Consider the following 17930-nt stretch of genomic DNA (forward strand, 5'->3'; position numbering starts at 1 on the left):
TTTCCACATAGATGAGGTCCCGGCGCGGCGACGACCTCGCTCCACAGTAAGATTGAGCGCGTGACTAGCGAGCAGAACAAGACATTTGACCTCTCGGCTTCCTTCAAGGCCTATGACGTCCGGGGAATCGTCGGCGAATCCATCACCTCCCACATCGTGGAATCCGTCGGCGCGGCCTTCGTCGACACCCTCGGCCTCGCCGGGGAAACTGTGCTGGTTGGAGGCGACATGCGCCCGTCGTCCCCTGAATTCATCAAGGCTTTTGCCGACGGCGCTGCCCGCCGCGGCGCCAATGTCCAACTCCTGGACCTCATCTCCACCGACGAGCTCTACTACGCTTGCGGTGCCCTCAATGCGGCCGGCGCGACGTTCACCGCGAGCCACAACCCCGCCGAGTACAACGGCATCAAGATGTCCAAGGCCGGCGCCCAGCCGATCTCCTCCGAAACAGGCCTCAAGGAAATCCAGGCGCTGGCGGAGAAGTACCTCAATAGCGGGAGCATCCCTGCTGCGGATGTACAGGGCAAGATCAGCACCCGCGATGTCCTGAAGGACTACTCGGAGTACTTGCGCAGCCTGGTTGACCTCAATGGCTCCCGTCCGCTGAAGATCGTCGTCGACGCCGGAAACGGCATGGCCGGGCTGACCACTCCCGCGGTCCTTGGTGACCAGCTGCTTCCGGCCCTGCCTTTCGAGATTGTTCCCCTGTACTTTGAGCTGGACGGTTCCTTCCCGAATCACCCGGCCAATCCGCTTGAGCCCGAAAACCTGCGCGATCTTCAGGCCGCAGTCATCGAGCACGGTGCGGATATTGGCCTGGCGTTCGACGGCGACGCCGACCGTTGCTTCGTGATCGACGAAAAAGGCGAACCCGTGTCGCCGTCTGCCATCACGGGGATGGTTGCGCGCCGGGAAATCGCCCGTGCACAGGCTGCAGGCGAAGAGACCCCCGTGATCATCCATAACCTGCTGACCTCACGGGCAGTCCCGGAACTCGTGGCCACGGACGGTGGCAGGGCCGTGCGCACACGTGTGGGGCACTCTTTCATCAAGGCTGTCATGGCCGAAGAAGGAGCCGTCTTCGGCGGCGAACACTCGGCGCACTTCTACTTCCGCGATTTTTGGAACGCTGACACCGGCATGCTTGCGGCCATGCATGTGTTGGCCGCATTGGGCGAGCAGGATGGCCCGCTGTCCGAACTTGGCCGCCAGTACGAGCCCTATGTCTCTTCCGGTGAAATCAATTCCGAAATCGAGGACAAGGCAGGAGCCATTGAGCGGGTCCGCGCCGATTTTGATGGCGAAGACGTGGACGTGGACACCATGGACGGCAGCACCTTCACTGCGAAGGACGGTAGCTGGTGGTTCAATCTTCGTCCCTCCAACACGGAGCCTTTCCTACGCCTGAACGCCGAGGCGAAGGATGTTGCCACCATGGAAAAGGTCCGGGACCGTGTCCTTGCACTGGTCAGGGCCTAGCCGGCAGCCGCGAAGGCGAGCAGCAGCATGAACTCCATCGACGGCCTCGAAAGCACCAAGGAACTCGAACTCCGCGAAGTGCGTGAAACCCTTGGGGCCGCCCTGGCGACGGCGCAGGAACACCTTGAACAAAACGGTGGCTTCCTGCCCTTCGCCGTCACGCTCGCCCAGGACAACGAACTTCGGATCGTCTTCGTAACGCCCGGAGAGCCGGACGACGAGGGACACGTCGACACGGAGTCTATGCTGGCAGACATCCTCGAATTGCTTCGCCAGGGCCGTGACGAATACCGCGCGGTGGCGATTACGAGCGATGTCATCCTGCCGGAGCACGGCTCGGACGGGATTCACGCCGCGGCCGAGCATCGCAGCGGCGGTCTCCTCGCGGCCGTTGTCCCCTATGCCCGGACCGCTGAAGGCTTCACCTTTGACAACGCCGAAGCTGACACCAATGAACCCCTTGTATGGGTGGACTAGACCTTACTCCGTAAGCTTGAGGGCATGAAGATCAATGCCTTCGCGGATGTGAGCCTGCGTGCGCTCCTGGTTCTGTCGTCCGCGCCCGCAGGTGAACTCCTGACGACCCAGAATATTGCAGACGCCGTGGGGACTCCGTACCACCACGTCAGCAAGGCCATTGTTCGGCTACGGGAGCTGGGCCTCATCGACGTCGAGCGCGGCCGCAAGGGTGGATCCCGGCTCAGCGCCGCCGGACAGAAGGCCACCGTTGGCCACATCCTGCGGGAGTTGAATAACAGGCCCGACCCCGCCGAGTGCCAATCCGTGCATGGCGACTGCCCGCTGATTACCGAGTGCGGCCTGCGCCACGCCCTGGCCCGCGCGAGGGAAGCCTTCTACAGGGAGCTGGACGACGTCGTCGTATCTTCCCTGCCGCGCCTTCGGCAAATGGCGCCGGCATTCCAGGCGATCGGGTTACGCCCCGGACTGTAAGCCTGGTTCCAGCGCGTCCTGTCATCTCCGGGCTGTCGATTCGCGAAATCCTTCTACAGCGTGTAGAACTTTAGCTATAGATACTTGCATTCCAAATACAAGTATTGATTCCGGTCCGCACTCACCCCACGGGCCACTACGACAGGAGTACCTATGCTCTCGGACAAGTCCTTCCCCGTCATCGAGGCCACCTTGCCGCTCGTCGGCTCACGGATTGGCCACATCACCCCCAAGTTCTACTCCCGCCTGTTCGCTGCGCACCCCGAACTGCTTGATGGGCTATTCAGCCGTTCGAACCAGCGCTCCGGCACCCAGCAGCAGGCCCTCGCTGGAAGCATCGCCGCGTTCGCAAGCCATCTGGTGAGCAATCCCGGCACCCTGCCGGAGACGGTCCTGTCCCGCATTGCACACCGCCACGCTTCCCTGGGGATCACCGAGCCGCAGTACCAAGTGGTCTACGAGCACCTCTTCGCCGCCATCGCGGAGGATCTCGCCGAAGTCATCACTCCTGAAATCGCCGAAGCCTGGACAGAGGTCTATTGGCTCATGGCGGACGCCCTGATCAAGCTCGAAAAGGGACTCTACGCGGCGCAGGCCAACGGAAAGATGTGGAGCCCCTGGAAGGTCGCGTCCAAGACCCCCGCGGGCACCGGGTCCATGACTTTCATCCTGGAGCCGGCCGACGATACCCCCATCACCGCAGCCCTGCCCGGCCAATACATCAGCGTCAAAGTCACACTCCCGGACGGCCTGCGCCAGGTCCGCCAGTACTCGCTTTCGGGCGACGCCGGCACCAGCCGCAGCTTCACGACCAAGATCGACGACGGCGGCGAGGTCTCGCCCGTGCTGCACGGAACCGTTGGGGTCGGCGATGTCCTGGAGATCTCCAACCCCTACGGAGAGATCACGCTCAAGGATGGAGACGGCCCCGTGGTCCTCGCCTCGGCCGGCATCGGCTGCACGCCTACGGCTTCCATCCTGCGCTCGCTCGCCGATTCCGGCTCCAGCCGCCAAGTCCTGGTATTGCACGCGGAGAGCAATCTGGACAGTTGGGCCCTTCGCGGGCAGATGACGGACGACGTCGAGCGCCTGGACGCAGCCGAACTCCAGCTCTGGCTGGAGGAACCGCAGGCCGGGGCCAACGCGGGCTTCATGTCACTGCGCGAGGTGGACCTTCCGACCGACGCCTCGCTGTACCTCTGCGGACCGCTGCCGTTCATGAAGCACATCCGCAACGAAGCCATCAACGCCGGAATTCCCGCCACAAAGATTCACTACGAGGTCTTCGGTCCGGACATCTGGCTCGCTAACTAGCAAGCAGCAGACGACCCCGGCCCAACCAGAAGTGGCAGCATCACCTCGTCCACCACGTGCACCAGATAATCGTCGTCAATCGGTGCTCCGGAGAAAATGAACCGCTGCCGCAGCAGGGCGGGGCCGGCCTCGATCCTCGTCTCCGTGGCCACGCTGGGATCGCATTCGCCGCGGGCCGCGGCTTGCTCAATGATGGCGCCCATGATCCTTGCTACGTTGCCGCGAGCGTACTCGTGGACCTCAGCCGCCACCGTAGGATTCTGCAGCGCCTCCCCCAAGAGCCCGCGCATGGCTTGCCCCACTGCTCCTTCCAGTTGTTGGGCCACGAGCCGCAGTATCGCCAGGGCGTCTTCGCGCAGGCTGCCGGTATCCGGCGCGGAGGCGGGGCCAGGCATGGCATCGTATGCTGCCTCGAGGACGAGGGCCGCGCGTCCGGGCCACCGCCGGTAGAGCGAAGCTTTACTCGCCCTGGCGCGCACGGCCACGCTTTCCATGGTCAGTGCCGCGTAGCCGGATTCGGCGATCTCGGCCCGGACCGCCTCGAAGATCGCGCTGTTCAGGACCGCCCCGCGGCGGCGCGGCAGCTTCCGGTGGTCCGGCTGCTGCGGCATCTCAAGATCCTTCCAGAGAAGCGGCCGGCAGGACCACTCCCAGGGTTCCGTCCACGAGCACACGCTGGCCGTCAACCAAGGTGCTGGTGCCCGAACCGGTGCCCATAACGGCCGGAATCCCGTACTCCCTCGCAACAATCGCCGCATGCGAGCCGAGCCCACCGGCGTCCACCACAACCGCGGCTGCCCGCTGGAACAGCGGCGTCCAGGCGGGGTTGGTGTACGGGCAGACGAGGACCTCTCCGCTGCGCAGCCGTCCGAACTCTGCCGGCGTACGGATCACACGAACCGGCCCGGTTGCTTGGCCGCGGCTGGCTGCCGTGCCGGAGACGAGGACCCCTTCATCTGGCGACCCGGGTGGCCTCGGCCAAAGAGCAAAGCCGGATCGAGCAACGGGATGCCTTCGAGTTCTCTCCGCTTCGCCGCCCGAGCCAGAACCAGCGGCCTGAGACGGTCGCGGAGCGAAGCCGGCAGCGCGCCGTCGTCGTTGTCTGTGATGGACTCAAGTTCCTCGAACCGCAGGTGATGGATTTCGTCCGGCTCCTCGAGCACCCCGGCGAGCACCAGCCGGCGGCCGAGTTCCCGGTACGCCCGGCGGATTGGCGGTATGGCCTTGGTGGCGTAGAAATGGCTGTCCTCGCGGAACGCCATGCCGGCTTGGGCGGACTCGACGGCGGCGAGCACCCTCCGCCGTAGTGGTTCGAACCGGAGAGCCGGGTGGCATTTCAATTCCGCAAGCGCATTCCCGGCCTGGTCCGCTTTTAGGGGCCGCTCTCCCGACATGGCCTTGACCAGCCCAAGGACCACTTCGGGGGCATCGGACCACGTGGGCGAACTGCTGAGGACAACGCTCGTGGTTTCACGGTGGCCATACTCGAGTTGGAACGCGTCGAAGGCCTCACGGAATGCACGATGTCCGGATTCTTTTTCCAGCAGCCCAGGGATTTCGCGAGGGTCCGACTCAAGGAGCGCGCGCGACAGCCCGGGATCGTCCGCCGCGATGGAAGCGAGCCGTTCAAGTGCCCGGTTTGCCTGGCTGGTCCGGGTTTCCGCCCCAGCGATCAGCGAGGGCGCAAGCTTGATCTTGCCCAGGAGCAGAAGCATGAAACGCATCTTCAGCACCGGCACCGGAATGCCGGGCAGGTAGGAGACCCTCAAATCCGTGATGCCCTGCATCGCCGCGAAGCATTCCCGGGCAAATGCAACAACCGCACTCCACCGCAGCGGGCCGAGGTCCTTGCCGTTCAGCCTTTCAATGTTGTCGATAAACAGGGAGAAACGTGGATCCCGGGTCCAGTTGGCGGCTTTGAACCGCCTCGACCGGTGCAGCAAGGACACCGGCGCGGCAAACGTCCGGATGGTCGGGCGCGGGACGGGTGGGATGAGTTGCACCACCACTCCTTCCTCCTCCGGCAGCAAATCCTCCACCGAGGGGAAGACCACGCCCACGCTCCCGGCCATGCCATGCAGCATGGCAAGGATTCCCCGGCTCATCCATCCGGATACATCCAAGGGATACGGGCGCGCCTGGAACATCTCGATGAAGAACGGCCCCACCCGACGTTGAACCGCGTTGAGGACGGGCGGTTGGGGCGGCAGCGCGGTCATCGGCCTCGACTGCAGCATGTATAGCGTGCCGCCTGCCGCCGCCCACTCGATGTCCTGCGGCCGGCCGAAATGCCGCTGGGCCTTCTTTCCCAGCGTTGCCAAATCCGCCAATTCCTCCGCGGCGAGCCCGGGCGTCGCTCCTTGCGTGCCGGAGCTTTCTTGGGTGCCGCCGCCCTCGGCCGCGCTGATCACCACCTCGCGGCCACCGGGCGTGAAACTCAGCGCTTTTCCCGAACCGTCCAAGACGTAGTGCTCCGGCGTCACCCTCCCGGAGACCACGGCCTCCCCCAGCCCGGGGTTCGCGTCCACCACCATTTCGCTGCGCTCGCCCGTGACCGGGTTCGCCGTAAACAGGACGCCCGCCATGGCGGCCGGTACCATTTTTTGCACGACGACGGCGATGGCCACCTCGTGCGGATTGATCCCCTGCCGTCGGCGATAGGCCATGGCCCGGCCCGTCCACAATGATGCCCAGCAGTTGGCGACCGCCTGGACTACGCTGTCCCCGCCTTGCACGTTGAGATACGTGTCCTGTTGACCGGCGAACGCGGCTCCCGGGAGATCCTCCGCCGTGGCGCTGGAGCGGACCGCGACCGCCCCGCCTCCCAGCCCCGCATAGGCATCGAGGATCTCCCGCCGCAGCCAGCCGGGCATTTCCGTCGCGGAAAAAAGGGCCCGAAGGGCCGCACCGTCAGCACCCCCGGTGCCGTCACCGGCGTCGGCGTCGGACGCACCGCCGTCGGGGGCCTCTTCAGGCCCGACGGACAGAAAGCCGCCCAGCGCGGCACCCACGTTTGTTTCCGCCAGGAAGGACAAGTACGCGCCCGTGGTGATGATGAAGCCCGGCGGCACCGGGAACCCTTGGCGCACCAACTCCCCCAGCGCGGCACCTTTTCCACCGGCAACTGCGACGTCCCCAACGCCCAAAGCGGCCAAGGGCGCGGTGGCCCGTGTTGCGTGCCGCTGGGAATCGTCCATGGCCCGGCTCCCCTGAATTAGAGAACTGCTGGTTCTCTAAAAGCTACGCTCACGCCCATCGCGGCACAATGCTCCACAGCGACTGCTCCAGGATGCGGAAATGACGACGGTCCCGCACCAAAGTGCGGGACCGCCGTGGGGTCGTGCAGGTGGACGTCCGTCTGGTGGTCTAGGCCAGGCGGGCCTTCAGGCCGTCAAGCTCGGCGAGCAGTGCGGCCGGCAGGGATCCGCCGAACTTTGCGTACCATTCCTCGATCGATGCCAGTTCGGTTTTCCACTCCGACGCGTCGACGCGCACTGCGGCTTCCACCTCGGCGGGGGTCATGTCCAGGCCTTCGAGATCGATGGACTCGCCGGTCGGCACGAAGCCGATGGGAGTCTCGACGGCGTCGGCCTTGCCTTCAAGCCGCTCGATGGCCCACTTGAGGACACGGGCATTGTCACCAAATCCGGGCCAAGCGAAGCCACCCTCGGCAGTGCGGCGGAACCAGTTGACCAGGAAGATCTTGGGCAGTCGCTCAGGGTTGGCCTTGGCGGACAGGTTGACCCAGTGGTTCAGGTAGTCGCCTGCGTCGTAGCCGATGAACGGCAGCATGGCCATGGGGTCGCGACGCACAACGCCGACGGCGCCGGCCGCTGCAGCGGTGGTCTCGGAAGACAGCGTCGAGCCCATGAAGATGCCGTTGGACCAGTCGCGGGCCTCGGTGACCAGCGGGATGGTGGTCTTGCGGCGGCCGCCGAAGAGGATCGCGGAGAGTTCCACGCCGTCGGGGCTGAAGTATTCCTCGGCGAGCATGTCGATCTGGTCGATCGGCGTGCAGAAGCGGGAGTTCGGGTGTGCCGCGGGCTTGCCGGAGCCGGGAGTCCAGGAGTTGCCCTGCCAGTCAGTCAGGTGCGCCGGAGTTTCCTCCGTCATGCCTTCCCACCACACGCCGCCGTCGTCGGTCAGCGCAACGTTGGTGAAGATGCTGTTGCCCTTGGCGATGGCGCGCATGGCGTTGGGGTTGGTGCCCCAACCGGTGCCGGGTGCGACGCCGAACAGGCCGGCCTCGGGGTTGACGGCGCGGAGCTCGCCCTCTTTGCCGAAGCGCATCCAGGTGATGTCGTCGCCGAGGGTCTCCACCTTCCAGCCCTTGATGGTGGGGTCGAGCAGCGCGAGGTTGGTCTTGCCGCAAGCGGAGGGGAATGCCGCAGAGATGAAGTAGGTCTTCTGCTCGGGCGAAGTCAGCTTCAGGATCAGCATGTGCTCGGCCAGCCAGCCTTCGTCACGGGCCATGACGGAGGCGATGCGCAGGGCGTAGCACTTCTTGCCGAGGAGGGCGTTGCCACCGTAGCCGGAGCCGTAGGACCAAATGGAGCGCTCTTCGGGGAAGTGCACGATCCACTTGTCCGGGTTGCAGGGCCACGCGACGTCGGCCTGGCCGGCTTCCAGCGGAGCGCCCAGGGAGTGCAGCGCGGGGACAAAGAAAGCGTCGGTCTGCGTGATGCGGTCGAGGACGTCGGTACCGATGCGGGCCATGATGCGCATCGAGGCGACAACGTAGGCGGAGTCGGTGATCTCGACGCCGAACTTCGGATCTTCGGCATCCAGGTGGCCCATGACGAACGGAATGACGTACATGGTGCGGCCGCGCATGGAGCCGGCGAACAGCCCGCGCAGCTTCTGCTTCATCTCCGCCGGAGCCATCCAGTTATTAGTGAAGCCGGCGTCGTGTTCCTTCTCAGAGCAGATGAAGGTCTGCTCTTCCACACGGGCTACGTCCGCGGGATCAGAGAATGCAGCGAAAGAGTTGGGGAAGAGCTCTTGGTTCAGCCTCTTCAGGGTGCCGGCCTCGACGAGCTCGTCGGTCAGCTTCTTGTTCTCAGCTTCACTGCCGTCAACCCAGTGGATGCGGTCCGGCTGTGTCAGCTCGGCAACTTCCTCCACCCAGGCCAACAGGCGTGCATGCGTAGTAGGTGCCTTCTCAAGCAACGGCAGTCGCGCCAGATCGCCCATCGTGGTTCCCTTCCTCGGGTTCAGTGGTGTGTCCTAAATGCTAGGGGTCGCGGAGTAGACCAATCTGGGCTCGGACATGGGATCTCTTGACCATTTCGGAGCAAAACCCCTAAAAATCAAGGATCCGCGTCAGCGATTGGCCAAATTTAGTGACCAAGGTCACATAGACCGGTCTAGTTAGGCAGATTACACCGCGTCGATTTGGCACGAACGGGGATCTCGCGTAAAGTTTATTGAGGTTCGAGGGGGGAACGAGTTTGAAACTCCCGAGAATCACCAAGATGCGCCCATAGCTCAGCTGGATAGAGCGTCTGTCTACGGAACAGAAGGTCAGGGGTTCGAATCCCTTTGGGCGCACAAAATGAAGACCCGCACCGGACCCGGTGCGGGTCTTTTTTCGTCAAATTCCGGGCCGGGTTGGTTGGCGCGCCTCGTCTCGTGGGTTGCGCGCGCCGTCCTGACCCTCTTTGCCGCCCCACGGCCACCACATGACGAGACTCGCCGTGTCGTAAGCGCTTTCCCAAACCAAAGAAGGTCAGGAAGGGCAGCGTCTCCGGGGGTTGCGCGCAAAAGGCAAGGGCCGCCGTCGTACTTCATGAAAAGTACGACGGCGGCCCTTGAGCTTGGGTGCCAGGCCTCAGACTGCGACGGCCTCGCTGATGCGGCGGCGGATTCCGTCGAAGTGACGATTGAGCAGTTCGGCGGCCGCGAGCTTGTCGCCGGTTGCGACGGCGGTATAGATGCTTCGGTGCATGGCCGCGGTGGCTACAAGATCTTCGTTGTCGGAGCCGATCTCCACGTGGATCTTCCGGTAGACCTTCCAGAAAACGCCCATGAGATTGATGAGGAGCTCGTTGTTCAACGGCTCGAACAGCCGGCGGTGGAACTCAGCGTCGGCGGCTACGAAGTTCTCGCCGGAGGCTGCGAGCTCCTCCATCTGCTTGACGGCCTCTTCGATCAGGGCGAGCTGTTCAGCGGTCATCACATCCATGGAGGATCCGATCAGCCCCGATTCGAGGGCCTGGCGCACGTCCACCAGTTGCAGCGCCTCGAGCCCCTGGTGGCGCAGGGACAAGCGGCCCCGGAACGTCAGGCCGTCGGCGAGCGCCTCGAAGTTGCTCGGGGCGACGAACATGCCAAAGCCGTGGCGGATCTCGATGACACCCAGCGCCTGCAGCACTTTCAGCGATTCGCGCAGGGTGTTGCGCCCTACCCCCAACGCCACGGAGAGTTCATTTTCCGTGGGCAAAGGATCGCCCGCCTCGAGCTCGCGCTCGAGGATCAATTCCATAATGTCCGACTGAAGGGCCCTGAGCCGGGCCTGTGCGCTGAACCGCGCCTGCGGAACGACACCGGAAGTGGTCATGGCTCTCCTTGCAAAAGTACCCCTCCCTGGCCCGGATCCTTTCAGGACCGGGGACAAGGAATCAGTGCAGTGTTAATGTTGAGGTGAGCCTAGCGCCCACCGTGGATATAGTGCTTCGCAACATACAATATCGGATGTCCCATCTCCTTGATAGATGTTCGCCTTTATTTTTCACCGAGCCCCGGGCCCGAATCTCGCAGGGTAAACCGCGGCGCCGCGCCCACCGGCAGCACTCCGGCAGCACCGCCGCGACCGCTCCTCCGGCCACCAGTGATCCAGATCTCGCTTGACGACTTCATGTGACCACCCTTACAGTTTCTTTACGAGCATCGGATGTCCTACATCCGATAACCAGAAAACTTGAATGGTGAGGCATCTTATGAGCAACACGATTAACACCCTGCCGCTGGTCAGCGACGCCAGCCGACGCAACTTCCTCAAGCTGACCGGGGCGATTGGAGCCGCGGCAGCGTTCACGGCTACCCTGTCGGCATGTGGCGGTCCTGCCTCCACCACAACGGGCGCGGCAAACAACACTGCGGCCGTCAACAAGGATCTCACCATCGAGGCAGGCATCTCCTATGCCCTGTCCACGGGTTTCGACCCGATGACGTCCTCCGGCGCCACGCCGCAGGCCGCCAACCTGCACGTCTTCGAAGGCCTCGTGGAACTCCACCCCGCCACCCGCGAGCCTTACAACGCGCTGGCCGCCAGCGACCCCAAGAAGGTCAACGACACCACGTACCAGGTGACCATCCGCGACGGTGCCAAGTTCCACAACGGCGCCCCTGTCACCACCGACGATGTTGTCTACTCCTTCACCCGCGTGATGGACCCGGCCAACAAGTCCTTGTTCTCCCAGTTCATTCCCTTCATCAAGGACGTCAAGGCCCTCGATGCCAAGACAGTCGAGTTCTCGCTGAAATATCCTTTCCCCGGCTTCGGACCACGTATCTCCGTGGTGAAGGTGGTGCCGAAGGCGTTGGCCTCTGCCGATCCGAAGGGATTCGATGCCAAGCCCGTCGGTTCCGGCCCCTACAAGCTGATTTCGGCAGTCAAGGACGACAAGATCGTCTTCGAAGCCTTCGCCGACTACAACGGTCCCAAGCCGGCACTCGCCAAGGGCATGACCTGGCTGCTGCTCTCGGACGCGGCCGCCCGTGTCACGGCAGTCCAGTCAGGCCGCGTCCAGGCAATCGAAGACGTCCCGTACCTGGACATGGACGGGCTCAAGTCCAAGACCCGCGTTGAATCCGTGCAGTCCTTCGGCATGCTGTTCCTGATGTTCAACTGCGCCAAGGCCCCGTTCGACAACAAGCTGGTCCGCCAGGCACTCCACTATGGACTGGACAAGGACGCCATCATCAAGAAGGCCTTGTTCGGCAATGCCAAGGCTGCGTCGTCGTACTTCCAGGAAGGCCACCCGGACTACGTCAAGGCCAAGAACGTCTACGGCTACGATCCCCAGAAGGCCGCGGAACTCCTCAAGCAAGCCGGCGTGAGCAACCTCGAATTCGAGCTGCTCACCACCGATACTGCCTGGGTCAAGGACGTTGCCCCGCTGATGCTTGAATCCTGGAACAAGATCCCGGGCGTCAAGGTCACCGCAAAGAACCTGCAGTCCGGCGCCTTGTACTCGGACAGGGTTGGCAAGGCCGACTTCTCCGTGGTTGCGGCCCCGGGCGACCCTTCCGTCTTCGGCAACGACGCAGACCTGCTCTTGAGCTGGTTCTACTCCGGCGCCACCTGGATGGCCAAGCGCGCCTACTGGACCACTCCGGAGAGCGCCACCCTCCAGGGCCTGATGGACAAGGGCTCGCAGGCCGCAGCCGCCGACGCGAAGAAGATCACCGGCCAGATCGTGGACCTCGTCTCGGACGAAGTCCCGCTGTACCCGCTCTTCCACCGCCAGCTCCCCAGTGCATGGGACGAAAAGAAGCTCTCAGGCTTCAAGCCGCTGCCCACCACGGGACTGTCCTTCATCGGCGTCGGCCGCACCTCCTAGCCACACCCAACTGGCTCGCATTTGTTGTCGTTTAGACGGCTCAAAACGACACTTACTGCGAGTCAGTTGGGTTCCCGCACCAAAGCAACCGGAGAACAAATGGTCATGATATTGCGTCTGCTTGGACGTAGGCTCGCGGCATTGCCCTTGATGATCCTGGGCATCACGCTGCTGGTCTTCCTCGTCCTTCAAGCAGCCCCAGGCGACCAGGCCAGCACGGCCCTCGGCGAAGGCGCCAGCGAGGCCGCCAAACAGCAGTACCGCCAGGACAACGGCCTGAACGATCCCCTGTTCGTCCAATACTTCCGCTTCCTCGGCAGGCTCCTGCAGCTCGATCTCGGCGTGACCACCCCGCCGTCCAAGTCGGTGGCAAGCATGATCGCGTCTGCCTTCCCGCTAACCCTCCAGCTGACGTTCCTCGGCGTGATCATCGCCGTCGTGCTCTCGCTGGTATTCGGCATCATCGGCGCCCTTTACCGCGACAAGTGGCAGGACCAACTGGTCCGGATCTTCTCCATTGCGGCCATCGCCACCCCGTCCTTCTGGCTTGGCATCCTGCTCATCCAGTGGTTCGCGCTCGGTGACAACCCTCTGTTTCCCTCGGGCGGGATCGCGACGCCGGAGTCCGGCTTCGGCGGTTGGCTCAACTCGATGGCGCTCCCGGCCCTCGCTCTCGGCATTCCGGTCTCCGCTTCCCTGATCCGCGTGGTCCGCACGTCCATGGTGGAGGAACTGGACCGCGACTACGTCCGGACAGCCATTGGCAACGGAGTTCCGTACCGCGAGGTGGTGTCCCGCAACGTCCTGCGCAACGCGCTCGTGACTCCGGTGACCGTGCTGGGACTCAGGATCGGCTACCTCCTGGGCGGCGCCGTCGTGATTGAAATGATCTTCGCCCTTCCAGGCATGGGCCAGCTGATCCTCAACGGCATCACCAACCTGGACGTCAACCTGGTCCAGGGCGTGGTCCTCACCATCTCGGTCACCTTCGTTCTGGTGAACATCGTGGTGGACCTCCTGTACCTGCTCATCAACCCCCGAATCAGGACGGTATAGCCATGCGCAGCAAACTTGCTGAACGGCTCAGCGCCCCGGGCGTCCGCTTCAGGTCCCTCCCATGGGGATCGCGTTTTGCCCTGTTGTTCCTCGTGGTCATCGCCCTGGCAGCCATCTTCGCTCCGGTCATCGCGCCACACGACCCCCTGGAAACGTTCATTCCTGCGCAAGCTCCGGATGGCGACCACTTCTTCGGCACCGACCGCCTGGGCCGCGACGTCTTCTCCCGGCTCCTTTACGGCTCGCAGTCTTCGCTCATGATCGGCCTCGGCGCAGTGGCCCTTGCGATCGTCGTCGGCGCCGTGCTTGGCTCGCTCGCCGCGACGTCCAGCAAGGCCGTCAACGAGATCGTCATGCGCCTCATGGACATCCTCATGGCGTTCCCAGGCATCGCCCTCGCGGCCGTGCTCCTGGCGGCGTTCGGCAACTCGGTGCCCACCATCATTGTCGCGATCGCGATCATCTACACCCCGCAGCTCGCCCGCGTGGTCCGCGCCAATGTGCTCTCCCAATACGGTGAAGACTACGTCCGCGCCGAACGCGTGATGGGCGCCGGCCGCGCCTACATCCTGCTCAAGCACATTGTCCGCAACACTGCGGCCCCGGTGCTGGTTTTCGCCACGGTCATGGTGGCCGACGCCATCATCCTCGAAGCATCGCTGTCCTTCCTCGGCGCCGGTGTGCAGGATCCCGCGCCATCGTGGGGCAACGTGATCTCCTACGGCCGCAACCTGGTCCTCTCCGGCGGCTGGTGGGCAACCACCTTCGCCGGCCTCACCATCCTGCTCACCGTGCTTGCGCTGAACATCCTCGCCGAGGGGCTCACCGATGCCATGGTGAACCCGAAGCTGCGGAAGGCGCCGGTCGTGAAGGACGACGACGGCGCTGCCGCTGCCTTTGCGGGCGCGGCGGTGGCGGGCGCCGCCGTCGATACCGAGATCGCGACGTCAGTAGCCCAGTCTTCCGTGGTGGAACAGCACGAGCTCGACGGCGTTCGCGCCGCCAACGGCGATCCGCTCTCCGAAGAGGACTACGCGGCGTCCGTCCTGAACGATCCGAGGCTCGCAGCAGAGAATCCGCATGCCCTACTGGATAAGGAACTCGAGCTCCTCGCATCCATCGAGGCCAAGCGCACGGACAGGCTCCCCCAGGTCCCCGCCGACGCCAGGAACGTTCTGGAGGTCAAGAACCTGTCCATCCGCTTCCCGGGCCGCTTCGGCGAGACCGCGATCGTGGACAACGTCTCCTTCACCGTCCGCGAAGGCGAAACCATGGGCCTGGTGGGCGAATCCGGTTGCGGCAAGTCCATCACGTCCCTCGCGATCATGGGCCTCCTGCCAAAGACCGCCGAGATCACCGGTTCCATCGTCTTCGATGGCAAGGAACTCCTGGATTCCGGCTCGAAGCACAGCAACAGCAAGGCCTACCAGGGCCTGCGCGGCGAACAGATCGCCATGGTCTACCAGGATGCGCTGAGTTCGCTCAACCCATCCATGAAGATCAAGGAACAGATGACCCAGCTGACCAGGCGCGGCGGCCGCAAGACCCCTGCCGAGTTGCTGGAAATGGTCAAGCTCGATCCCGTCCGCACCCTCGCCAGCTACCCGCATGAGCTCTCCGGCGGCCAGCGCCAACGCGTCCTAATCGCCATGGCGCTCTCACGCTCGCCGAAGATCGTGGTGGCAGACGAACCCACCACCGCCCTCGACGTCACCGTCCAGAAGCAAGTAGTGGAGTTGCTCAACGAACTGCGCGAACAGCTCGGCTTCGCCATGGTCTTCGTCAGCCACGACCTCGCCCTGGTTGCCTCCCTGGCGCACCGGATCACGGTCATGTACGCCGGCCAGGTGGTGGAATCCGCACAGGCTTCGGAGCTCCTGCAGAACCCGCGGCACGAATACACGCGCGGTCTGTTGGGCGCGGTCCTTTCGATCGAAGCCGACGCCGTCCGCCTCCACCAGATCCCAGGCACCGTCCCGTCACCGCGCGATTTCGCTCCAGGCGACCGTTTTGCGGCGCGTTCGTTGAGGCCCGACGCCGACCCGAACCAGCAATTGGTCCTCGCCGTTGTTGAACCCGCCGGCGGCGGAGCAGACCGGGACCATTACTGGGCCAGCCACTTGAAGGAGGACGCAAAGTGAGTGTTTCAACCGGCAAACCGGTCATCGAGCTCAAAGACGTCAAGGTCCACCACCGGGCGCGCACGGGCGGCCTCTTCCGGCCCAACATCGTCAAGGCAGTCAACGGCGTGGACTTCAGCATCAGCCGGGGCGAAACGGTCGGCATCGTCGGCGAGTCCGGCTGCGGCAAATCAACGCTCGCGTCAGTGCTCGTGGGACTCCAGGCCCCGACGTCGGGCCAGGTGCTCTTCCACGGCAAGCCGGCCATCAAACGCAACGCCCGGATGCGCAAGGAGTTCGGACGCGCCGTATCCGTCGTCTTCCAGGACCCCGCCACGGCCCTCAATCCGCGCATGACCATCCAGGACATCCTCACCGATCCCCTACAGGTTCACGGCATCGGCAACGCCGCGTCGCGCTCGACCAAGGTCAAGGAACTGCTGGCCCTTGTCGGCTTGCCACAATCGGCGGCCGAGGTCACGCCGTCGCAAGTCTCCGGCGGCCAGCGCCAGCGCGTGGCGATCGCCCGCGCCCTCGCCCTGGACCCGGACATCATCGTGGCGGACGAGCCGACGTCGGCCCTCGACGTTTCCGTCCGCGCCCAAGTCTTGAACCTGCTGTCCGACCTGAAAACCCAGCTGAACCTCGGCATGGTCTTCATTTCGCACGACATCCAGACTGTCCGCTACGTCTCCGACCGCATCTGCGTCATGTACTTCGGACAGATCGTCGAAGAAGGCCCGGCCGCCCAGGTCTTCGACAACCCGAGCAACGACTACACCAAGAAGCTGCTCGGCGCCGCGCCCAGCCTGCTCCACACCTAAGTTTTCCCATCCAGATCCAAGCAACGGAGATTTTTGTGTCTACTCAGTTCCAGGGCGTCATTCCCCCGGTCATCACCCCCCGCCACGCCGACGGGCGCGTTGACACCGCGTCCCTGAAGAACGTCACCAAGCACCTGCTCGACGGCGGCGTGTCCGGCCTCTTCGTGCTGGGCTCCTCAGGCGAGGTCCCCTACATGACCAACGAAGAGCGCGAACTGGTGGTCTCCACGATCGCCGACGCGAACGCCGGCGCCGTGCCCCTGATCGTCGGCGCCAACGAACAAACCACCAACCGGGTCATCGAAGAAGCACGCAAAGTCGTGGATCTCGGCGCCGACGCAATCGTGGTCACCTCGATGTACTACGCCATCGGCAACGCCCAGGAGACCGAAACCCACTTCCGCAGCATCCACGCTGCCGTGGACAAGCCGATCTTCGCCTACGACGTCCCCGTCCGCACCCACTTCAAACTGCCCACCGACCTCCTGGTCCGCCTCGGCCGTGACGGCGTCATCGCAGGCGTCAAGGACTCCTCCGGCGACGACGTCTCCTTCCGCCAACTCCTCCTCGCAGCCAAGGACATCCCCGACTTCGACATCTTCACGGGCCACGAAATCGTCGTCGACGGCGCCCTCCTCGCCGGCGCCCAAGGCGTAGTACCCGGCCTCGGCAACGTAGACCCCGCCGGTTACCGCCGCCTGTTCGACGCCACCCAGGCCGGAGACTGGACCGCAGCGGCCGCCGAACAAGACCGCCTGGCCGACCTCTTCGACATCGTCTACACCCCCAACGGCCGCGTCTCCGGCGGCGCAGCAGGACTAGGCGCTTTCAAGACCGCCCTCCAAATCATGGGCATCATCGAATCCAACACCATGAGCTCCCCCATGCTCTCCCTGAACGCCGAAGAAGCCTCCGCAATCCGCACGATCCTCGAGCGCAACGGCCTGGTCTAGAAGGGCGGCGTCGGCTCGCCTGATTCAGGACGTCACCTATGCTGCGTTGTCGTCAGCTCACCCGAGCTTGTCGCCGTGGTCGGGTCGTGCCGCAGGACCAGTTTTGCCGTCCCTTAGACACCTCCCGACGCACTGCTACAGTCGCTGAGCGACTTCCGCAATGCTTTGGTCGGCGATGCGGGACTACACAAAACCGTCCCTCCGGCACTCGGGCGATTGGGTCACCGTTGCGGCGGGCCGGGATCTGCACTGTGCCGCTGCAGGCGGCAGGCCCAATCGGTGAGGCGGCAGGTCCCAGCGTCAGGTGAGCTAATCGCCCGAGGCGCCGGGCCGGGGTCTTGCGTAGGCGCGCATCGCCGACCAGAGTCGTCTGAAGGTCGCCCAGCGACCGGAAGGCGACGTCGGGAGGTGTCTAAGCGCCGGCAAGGCCGCGGTTTGGCGCCGCCGCAACCACACCTAACTTGAGCACAGACAAAACGCACGGTCCGCGCTGTCCCAGCCACAACGAACCCGACCACACGCCGACGGCAGCCGGGACCAGCACCGGCCACGGCTAACCTGACCATAACGAACCGCAGCAACAGCAATCGAACGATCCGGAGGACAAAGCATGATGTACGTGGTCGGGGTCGATCTTGGGGGGACGAAGACTGCCGCGGGGGTTGTGGG

The 17930-nt window shown here is 64.2% G+C and carries 14 protein-coding genes and 1 tRNA gene; 10 read left to right on the forward strand and 5 right to left on the reverse strand.

Translation table 11 applies throughout. The features are described 5' to 3' along the window. Positions 1 to 60 precede the first annotated feature (60 nt). The 4 genes from AC3WJM_RS15910 (at position 61) to AC3WJM_RS15925 (ending at position 3744) form a co-directional block, all read left to right on the forward strand. Entirely contained in the window at positions 61 to 1479 is a 1419-nt protein-coding gene (locus AC3WJM_RS15910; RefSeq protein ID WP_492272330.1) for a phosphomannomutase/phosphoglucomutase, read from the forward strand. Between the two features lie 27 nt (positions 1480 to 1506). Beyond that, on the forward strand, positions 1507 to 1956 hold the full coding sequence (locus tag AC3WJM_RS15915; RefSeq protein WP_492259346.1) for a hypothetical protein: 450 nt from the start codon (positions 1507 to 1509) through the stop codon (positions 1954 to 1956). Positions 1957 to 1980: 24 nt separating this feature from the next. After that, positions 1981 to 2430 carry an RrF2 family transcriptional regulator gene (locus tag AC3WJM_RS15920; protein ID WP_284753446.1) on the forward strand — a complete coding sequence of 150 codons (450 nt, stop codon included), beginning with the start codon at positions 1981 to 1983 and terminating at the stop codon, positions 2428 to 2430. 153 nt (positions 2431 to 2583) lie between these two features. Further along, on the forward strand, positions 2584 to 3744 hold the full coding sequence (locus AC3WJM_RS15925) for a globin domain-containing protein (protein WP_059388629.1): 1161 nt from the start codon (positions 2584 to 2586) through the stop codon (positions 3742 to 3744). Here AC3WJM_RS15925 and AC3WJM_RS15930 read toward each other — a convergent pair. The 4 genes from AC3WJM_RS15930 to AC3WJM_RS15945 all read right to left on the reverse strand — a co-directional run bounded on the left by AC3WJM_RS15930 (position 3741) and on the right by AC3WJM_RS15945 (position 8937). After that, positions 3741 to 4355 (reverse strand): TetR/AcrR family transcriptional regulator, encoded by a 615-nt coding sequence (locus AC3WJM_RS15930; RefSeq protein WP_492272331.1) that lies wholly within the window; start codon positions 4353 to 4355, stop codon positions 3741 to 3743. The genes AC3WJM_RS15925 and AC3WJM_RS15930 overlap by 4 nt on opposite strands. 1 nt (position 4356) lies before the next feature. Next, positions 4357 to 4638, reverse strand: coding sequence for a PEP-utilizing enzyme (locus AC3WJM_RS15935; RefSeq protein WP_492272332.1), 282 nt, complete (start codon positions 4636 to 4638; stop codon positions 4357 to 4359). Next, positions 4635 to 6941, reverse strand: a complete 2307-nt coding sequence (locus AC3WJM_RS15940) for a PEP/pyruvate-binding domain-containing protein (protein WP_492272333.1) — start codon at positions 6939 to 6941, stop codon at positions 4635 to 4637. The genes AC3WJM_RS15935 and AC3WJM_RS15940 overlap by 4 nt, the downstream gene beginning before the upstream one ends. 169 nt (positions 6942 to 7110) lie before the next feature. After that, positions 7111 to 8937: a phosphoenolpyruvate carboxykinase (GTP) gene (locus AC3WJM_RS15945; RefSeq protein WP_492272334.1), complete on the reverse strand. Its 1827-nt coding sequence runs from the start codon at positions 8935 to 8937 to the stop codon at positions 7111 to 7113. A gap of 283 nt (positions 8938 to 9220) precedes the next feature. Here AC3WJM_RS15945 and AC3WJM_RS15950 point away from each other — a divergent pair. Then, positions 9221 to 9294 (forward strand) — tRNA-Arg (locus AC3WJM_RS15950). 280 nt (positions 9295 to 9574) lie between these two features. On the opposite strand, the gene AC3WJM_RS15955 is transcribed toward AC3WJM_RS15950, so the two are convergent. Beyond that, the gene (locus AC3WJM_RS15955; RefSeq protein ID WP_284988764.1) at positions 9575 to 10303 is read right to left on the reverse strand and encodes a FadR/GntR family transcriptional regulator; all 729 of its coding nucleotides are present in this window, start codon (positions 10301 to 10303) and stop codon (positions 9575 to 9577) included. 364 nt (positions 10304 to 10667) lie between these two features. Between AC3WJM_RS15955 and AC3WJM_RS15960 the strand changes: the two genes are divergently transcribed. From AC3WJM_RS15960 to AC3WJM_RS15980, 5 genes are all read left to right on the forward strand, one after another. Continuing rightward, positions 10668 to 12308 carry an ABC transporter substrate-binding protein gene (locus AC3WJM_RS15960; RefSeq protein ID WP_492272335.1) on the forward strand — a complete coding sequence of 547 codons (1641 nt, stop codon included), beginning with the start codon at positions 10668 to 10670 and terminating at the stop codon, positions 12306 to 12308. A 99-nt stretch (positions 12309 to 12407) separates the two neighbouring features. After that, positions 12408 to 13364, forward strand: coding sequence for an ABC transporter permease (locus tag AC3WJM_RS15965; protein ID WP_059388624.1), 957 nt, complete (start codon positions 12408 to 12410; stop codon positions 13362 to 13364). 2 nt (positions 13365 to 13366) lie between these two features. Further along, a complete protein-coding gene (locus AC3WJM_RS15970; RefSeq protein WP_492272336.1) occupies positions 13367 to 15505 on the forward strand; it encodes a dipeptide/oligopeptide/nickel ABC transporter permease/ATP-binding protein in 2139 nt (712 codons plus the stop codon). After that, positions 15502 to 16308 carry an ATP-binding cassette domain-containing protein gene (locus tag AC3WJM_RS15975; RefSeq protein ID WP_284988761.1) on the forward strand — a complete coding sequence of 269 codons (807 nt, stop codon included), beginning with the start codon at positions 15502 to 15504 and terminating at the stop codon, positions 16306 to 16308. Before AC3WJM_RS15970 ends, AC3WJM_RS15975 begins: the two co-directional genes overlap by 4 nt. A gap of 35 nt (positions 16309 to 16343) precedes the next feature. Further along, positions 16344 to 17261 (forward strand): dihydrodipicolinate synthase family protein, encoded by a 918-nt coding sequence (locus AC3WJM_RS15980; protein ID WP_492272337.1) that lies wholly within the window; start codon positions 16344 to 16346, stop codon positions 17259 to 17261. Positions 17262 to 17930: the final 669 nt, after the last annotated feature.

Source organism: Arthrobacter sp. FW306-1B-G06A, assembly GCF_058781765.1.

Excerpts from the sequence above, each read along its gene's own strand:
- AC3WJM_RS15915 (WP_492259346.1), top strand. The coding sequence starts at position 1,507 with ATGAACTCCATCGACGGCCTCGAAAGCACCAAGGAACTCGAACTCCGC.
- AC3WJM_RS15920 (WP_284753446.1), top strand. The coding sequence starts at position 1,981 with ATGAAGATCAATGCCTTCGCGGATGTGAGCCTGCGTGCGCTCCTGGTT.
- AC3WJM_RS15925 (WP_059388629.1), top strand. The coding sequence starts at position 2,584 with ATGCTCTCGGACAAGTCCTTCCCCGTCATCGAGGCCACCTTGCCGCTC.
- AC3WJM_RS15930 (WP_492272331.1), bottom strand. The coding sequence starts at position 4,355 with ATGCCGCAGCAGCCGGACCACCGGAAGCTGCCGCGCCGCCGCGGGGCG.
- AC3WJM_RS15940 (WP_492272333.1), bottom strand. The coding sequence starts at position 6,941 with ATGGACGATTCCCAGCGGCACGCAACACGGGCCACCGCGCCCTTGGCC.
- AC3WJM_RS15945 (WP_492272334.1), bottom strand. The coding sequence starts at position 8,937 with ATGGGCGATCTGGCGCGACTGCCGTTGCTTGAGAAGGCACCTACTACG.
- AC3WJM_RS15955 (WP_284988764.1), bottom strand. The coding sequence starts at position 10,303 with ATGACCACTTCCGGTGTCGTTCCGCAGGCGCGGTTCAGCGCACAGGCC.
- AC3WJM_RS15960 (WP_492272335.1), top strand. The coding sequence starts at position 10,668 with ATGGTGAGGCATCTTATGAGCAACACGATTAACACCCTGCCGCTGGTC.
- AC3WJM_RS15965 (WP_059388624.1), top strand. The coding sequence starts at position 12,408 with ATGGTCATGATATTGCGTCTGCTTGGACGTAGGCTCGCGGCATTGCCC.
- AC3WJM_RS15970 (WP_492272336.1), top strand. The coding sequence starts at position 13,367 with ATGCGCAGCAAACTTGCTGAACGGCTCAGCGCCCCGGGCGTCCGCTTC.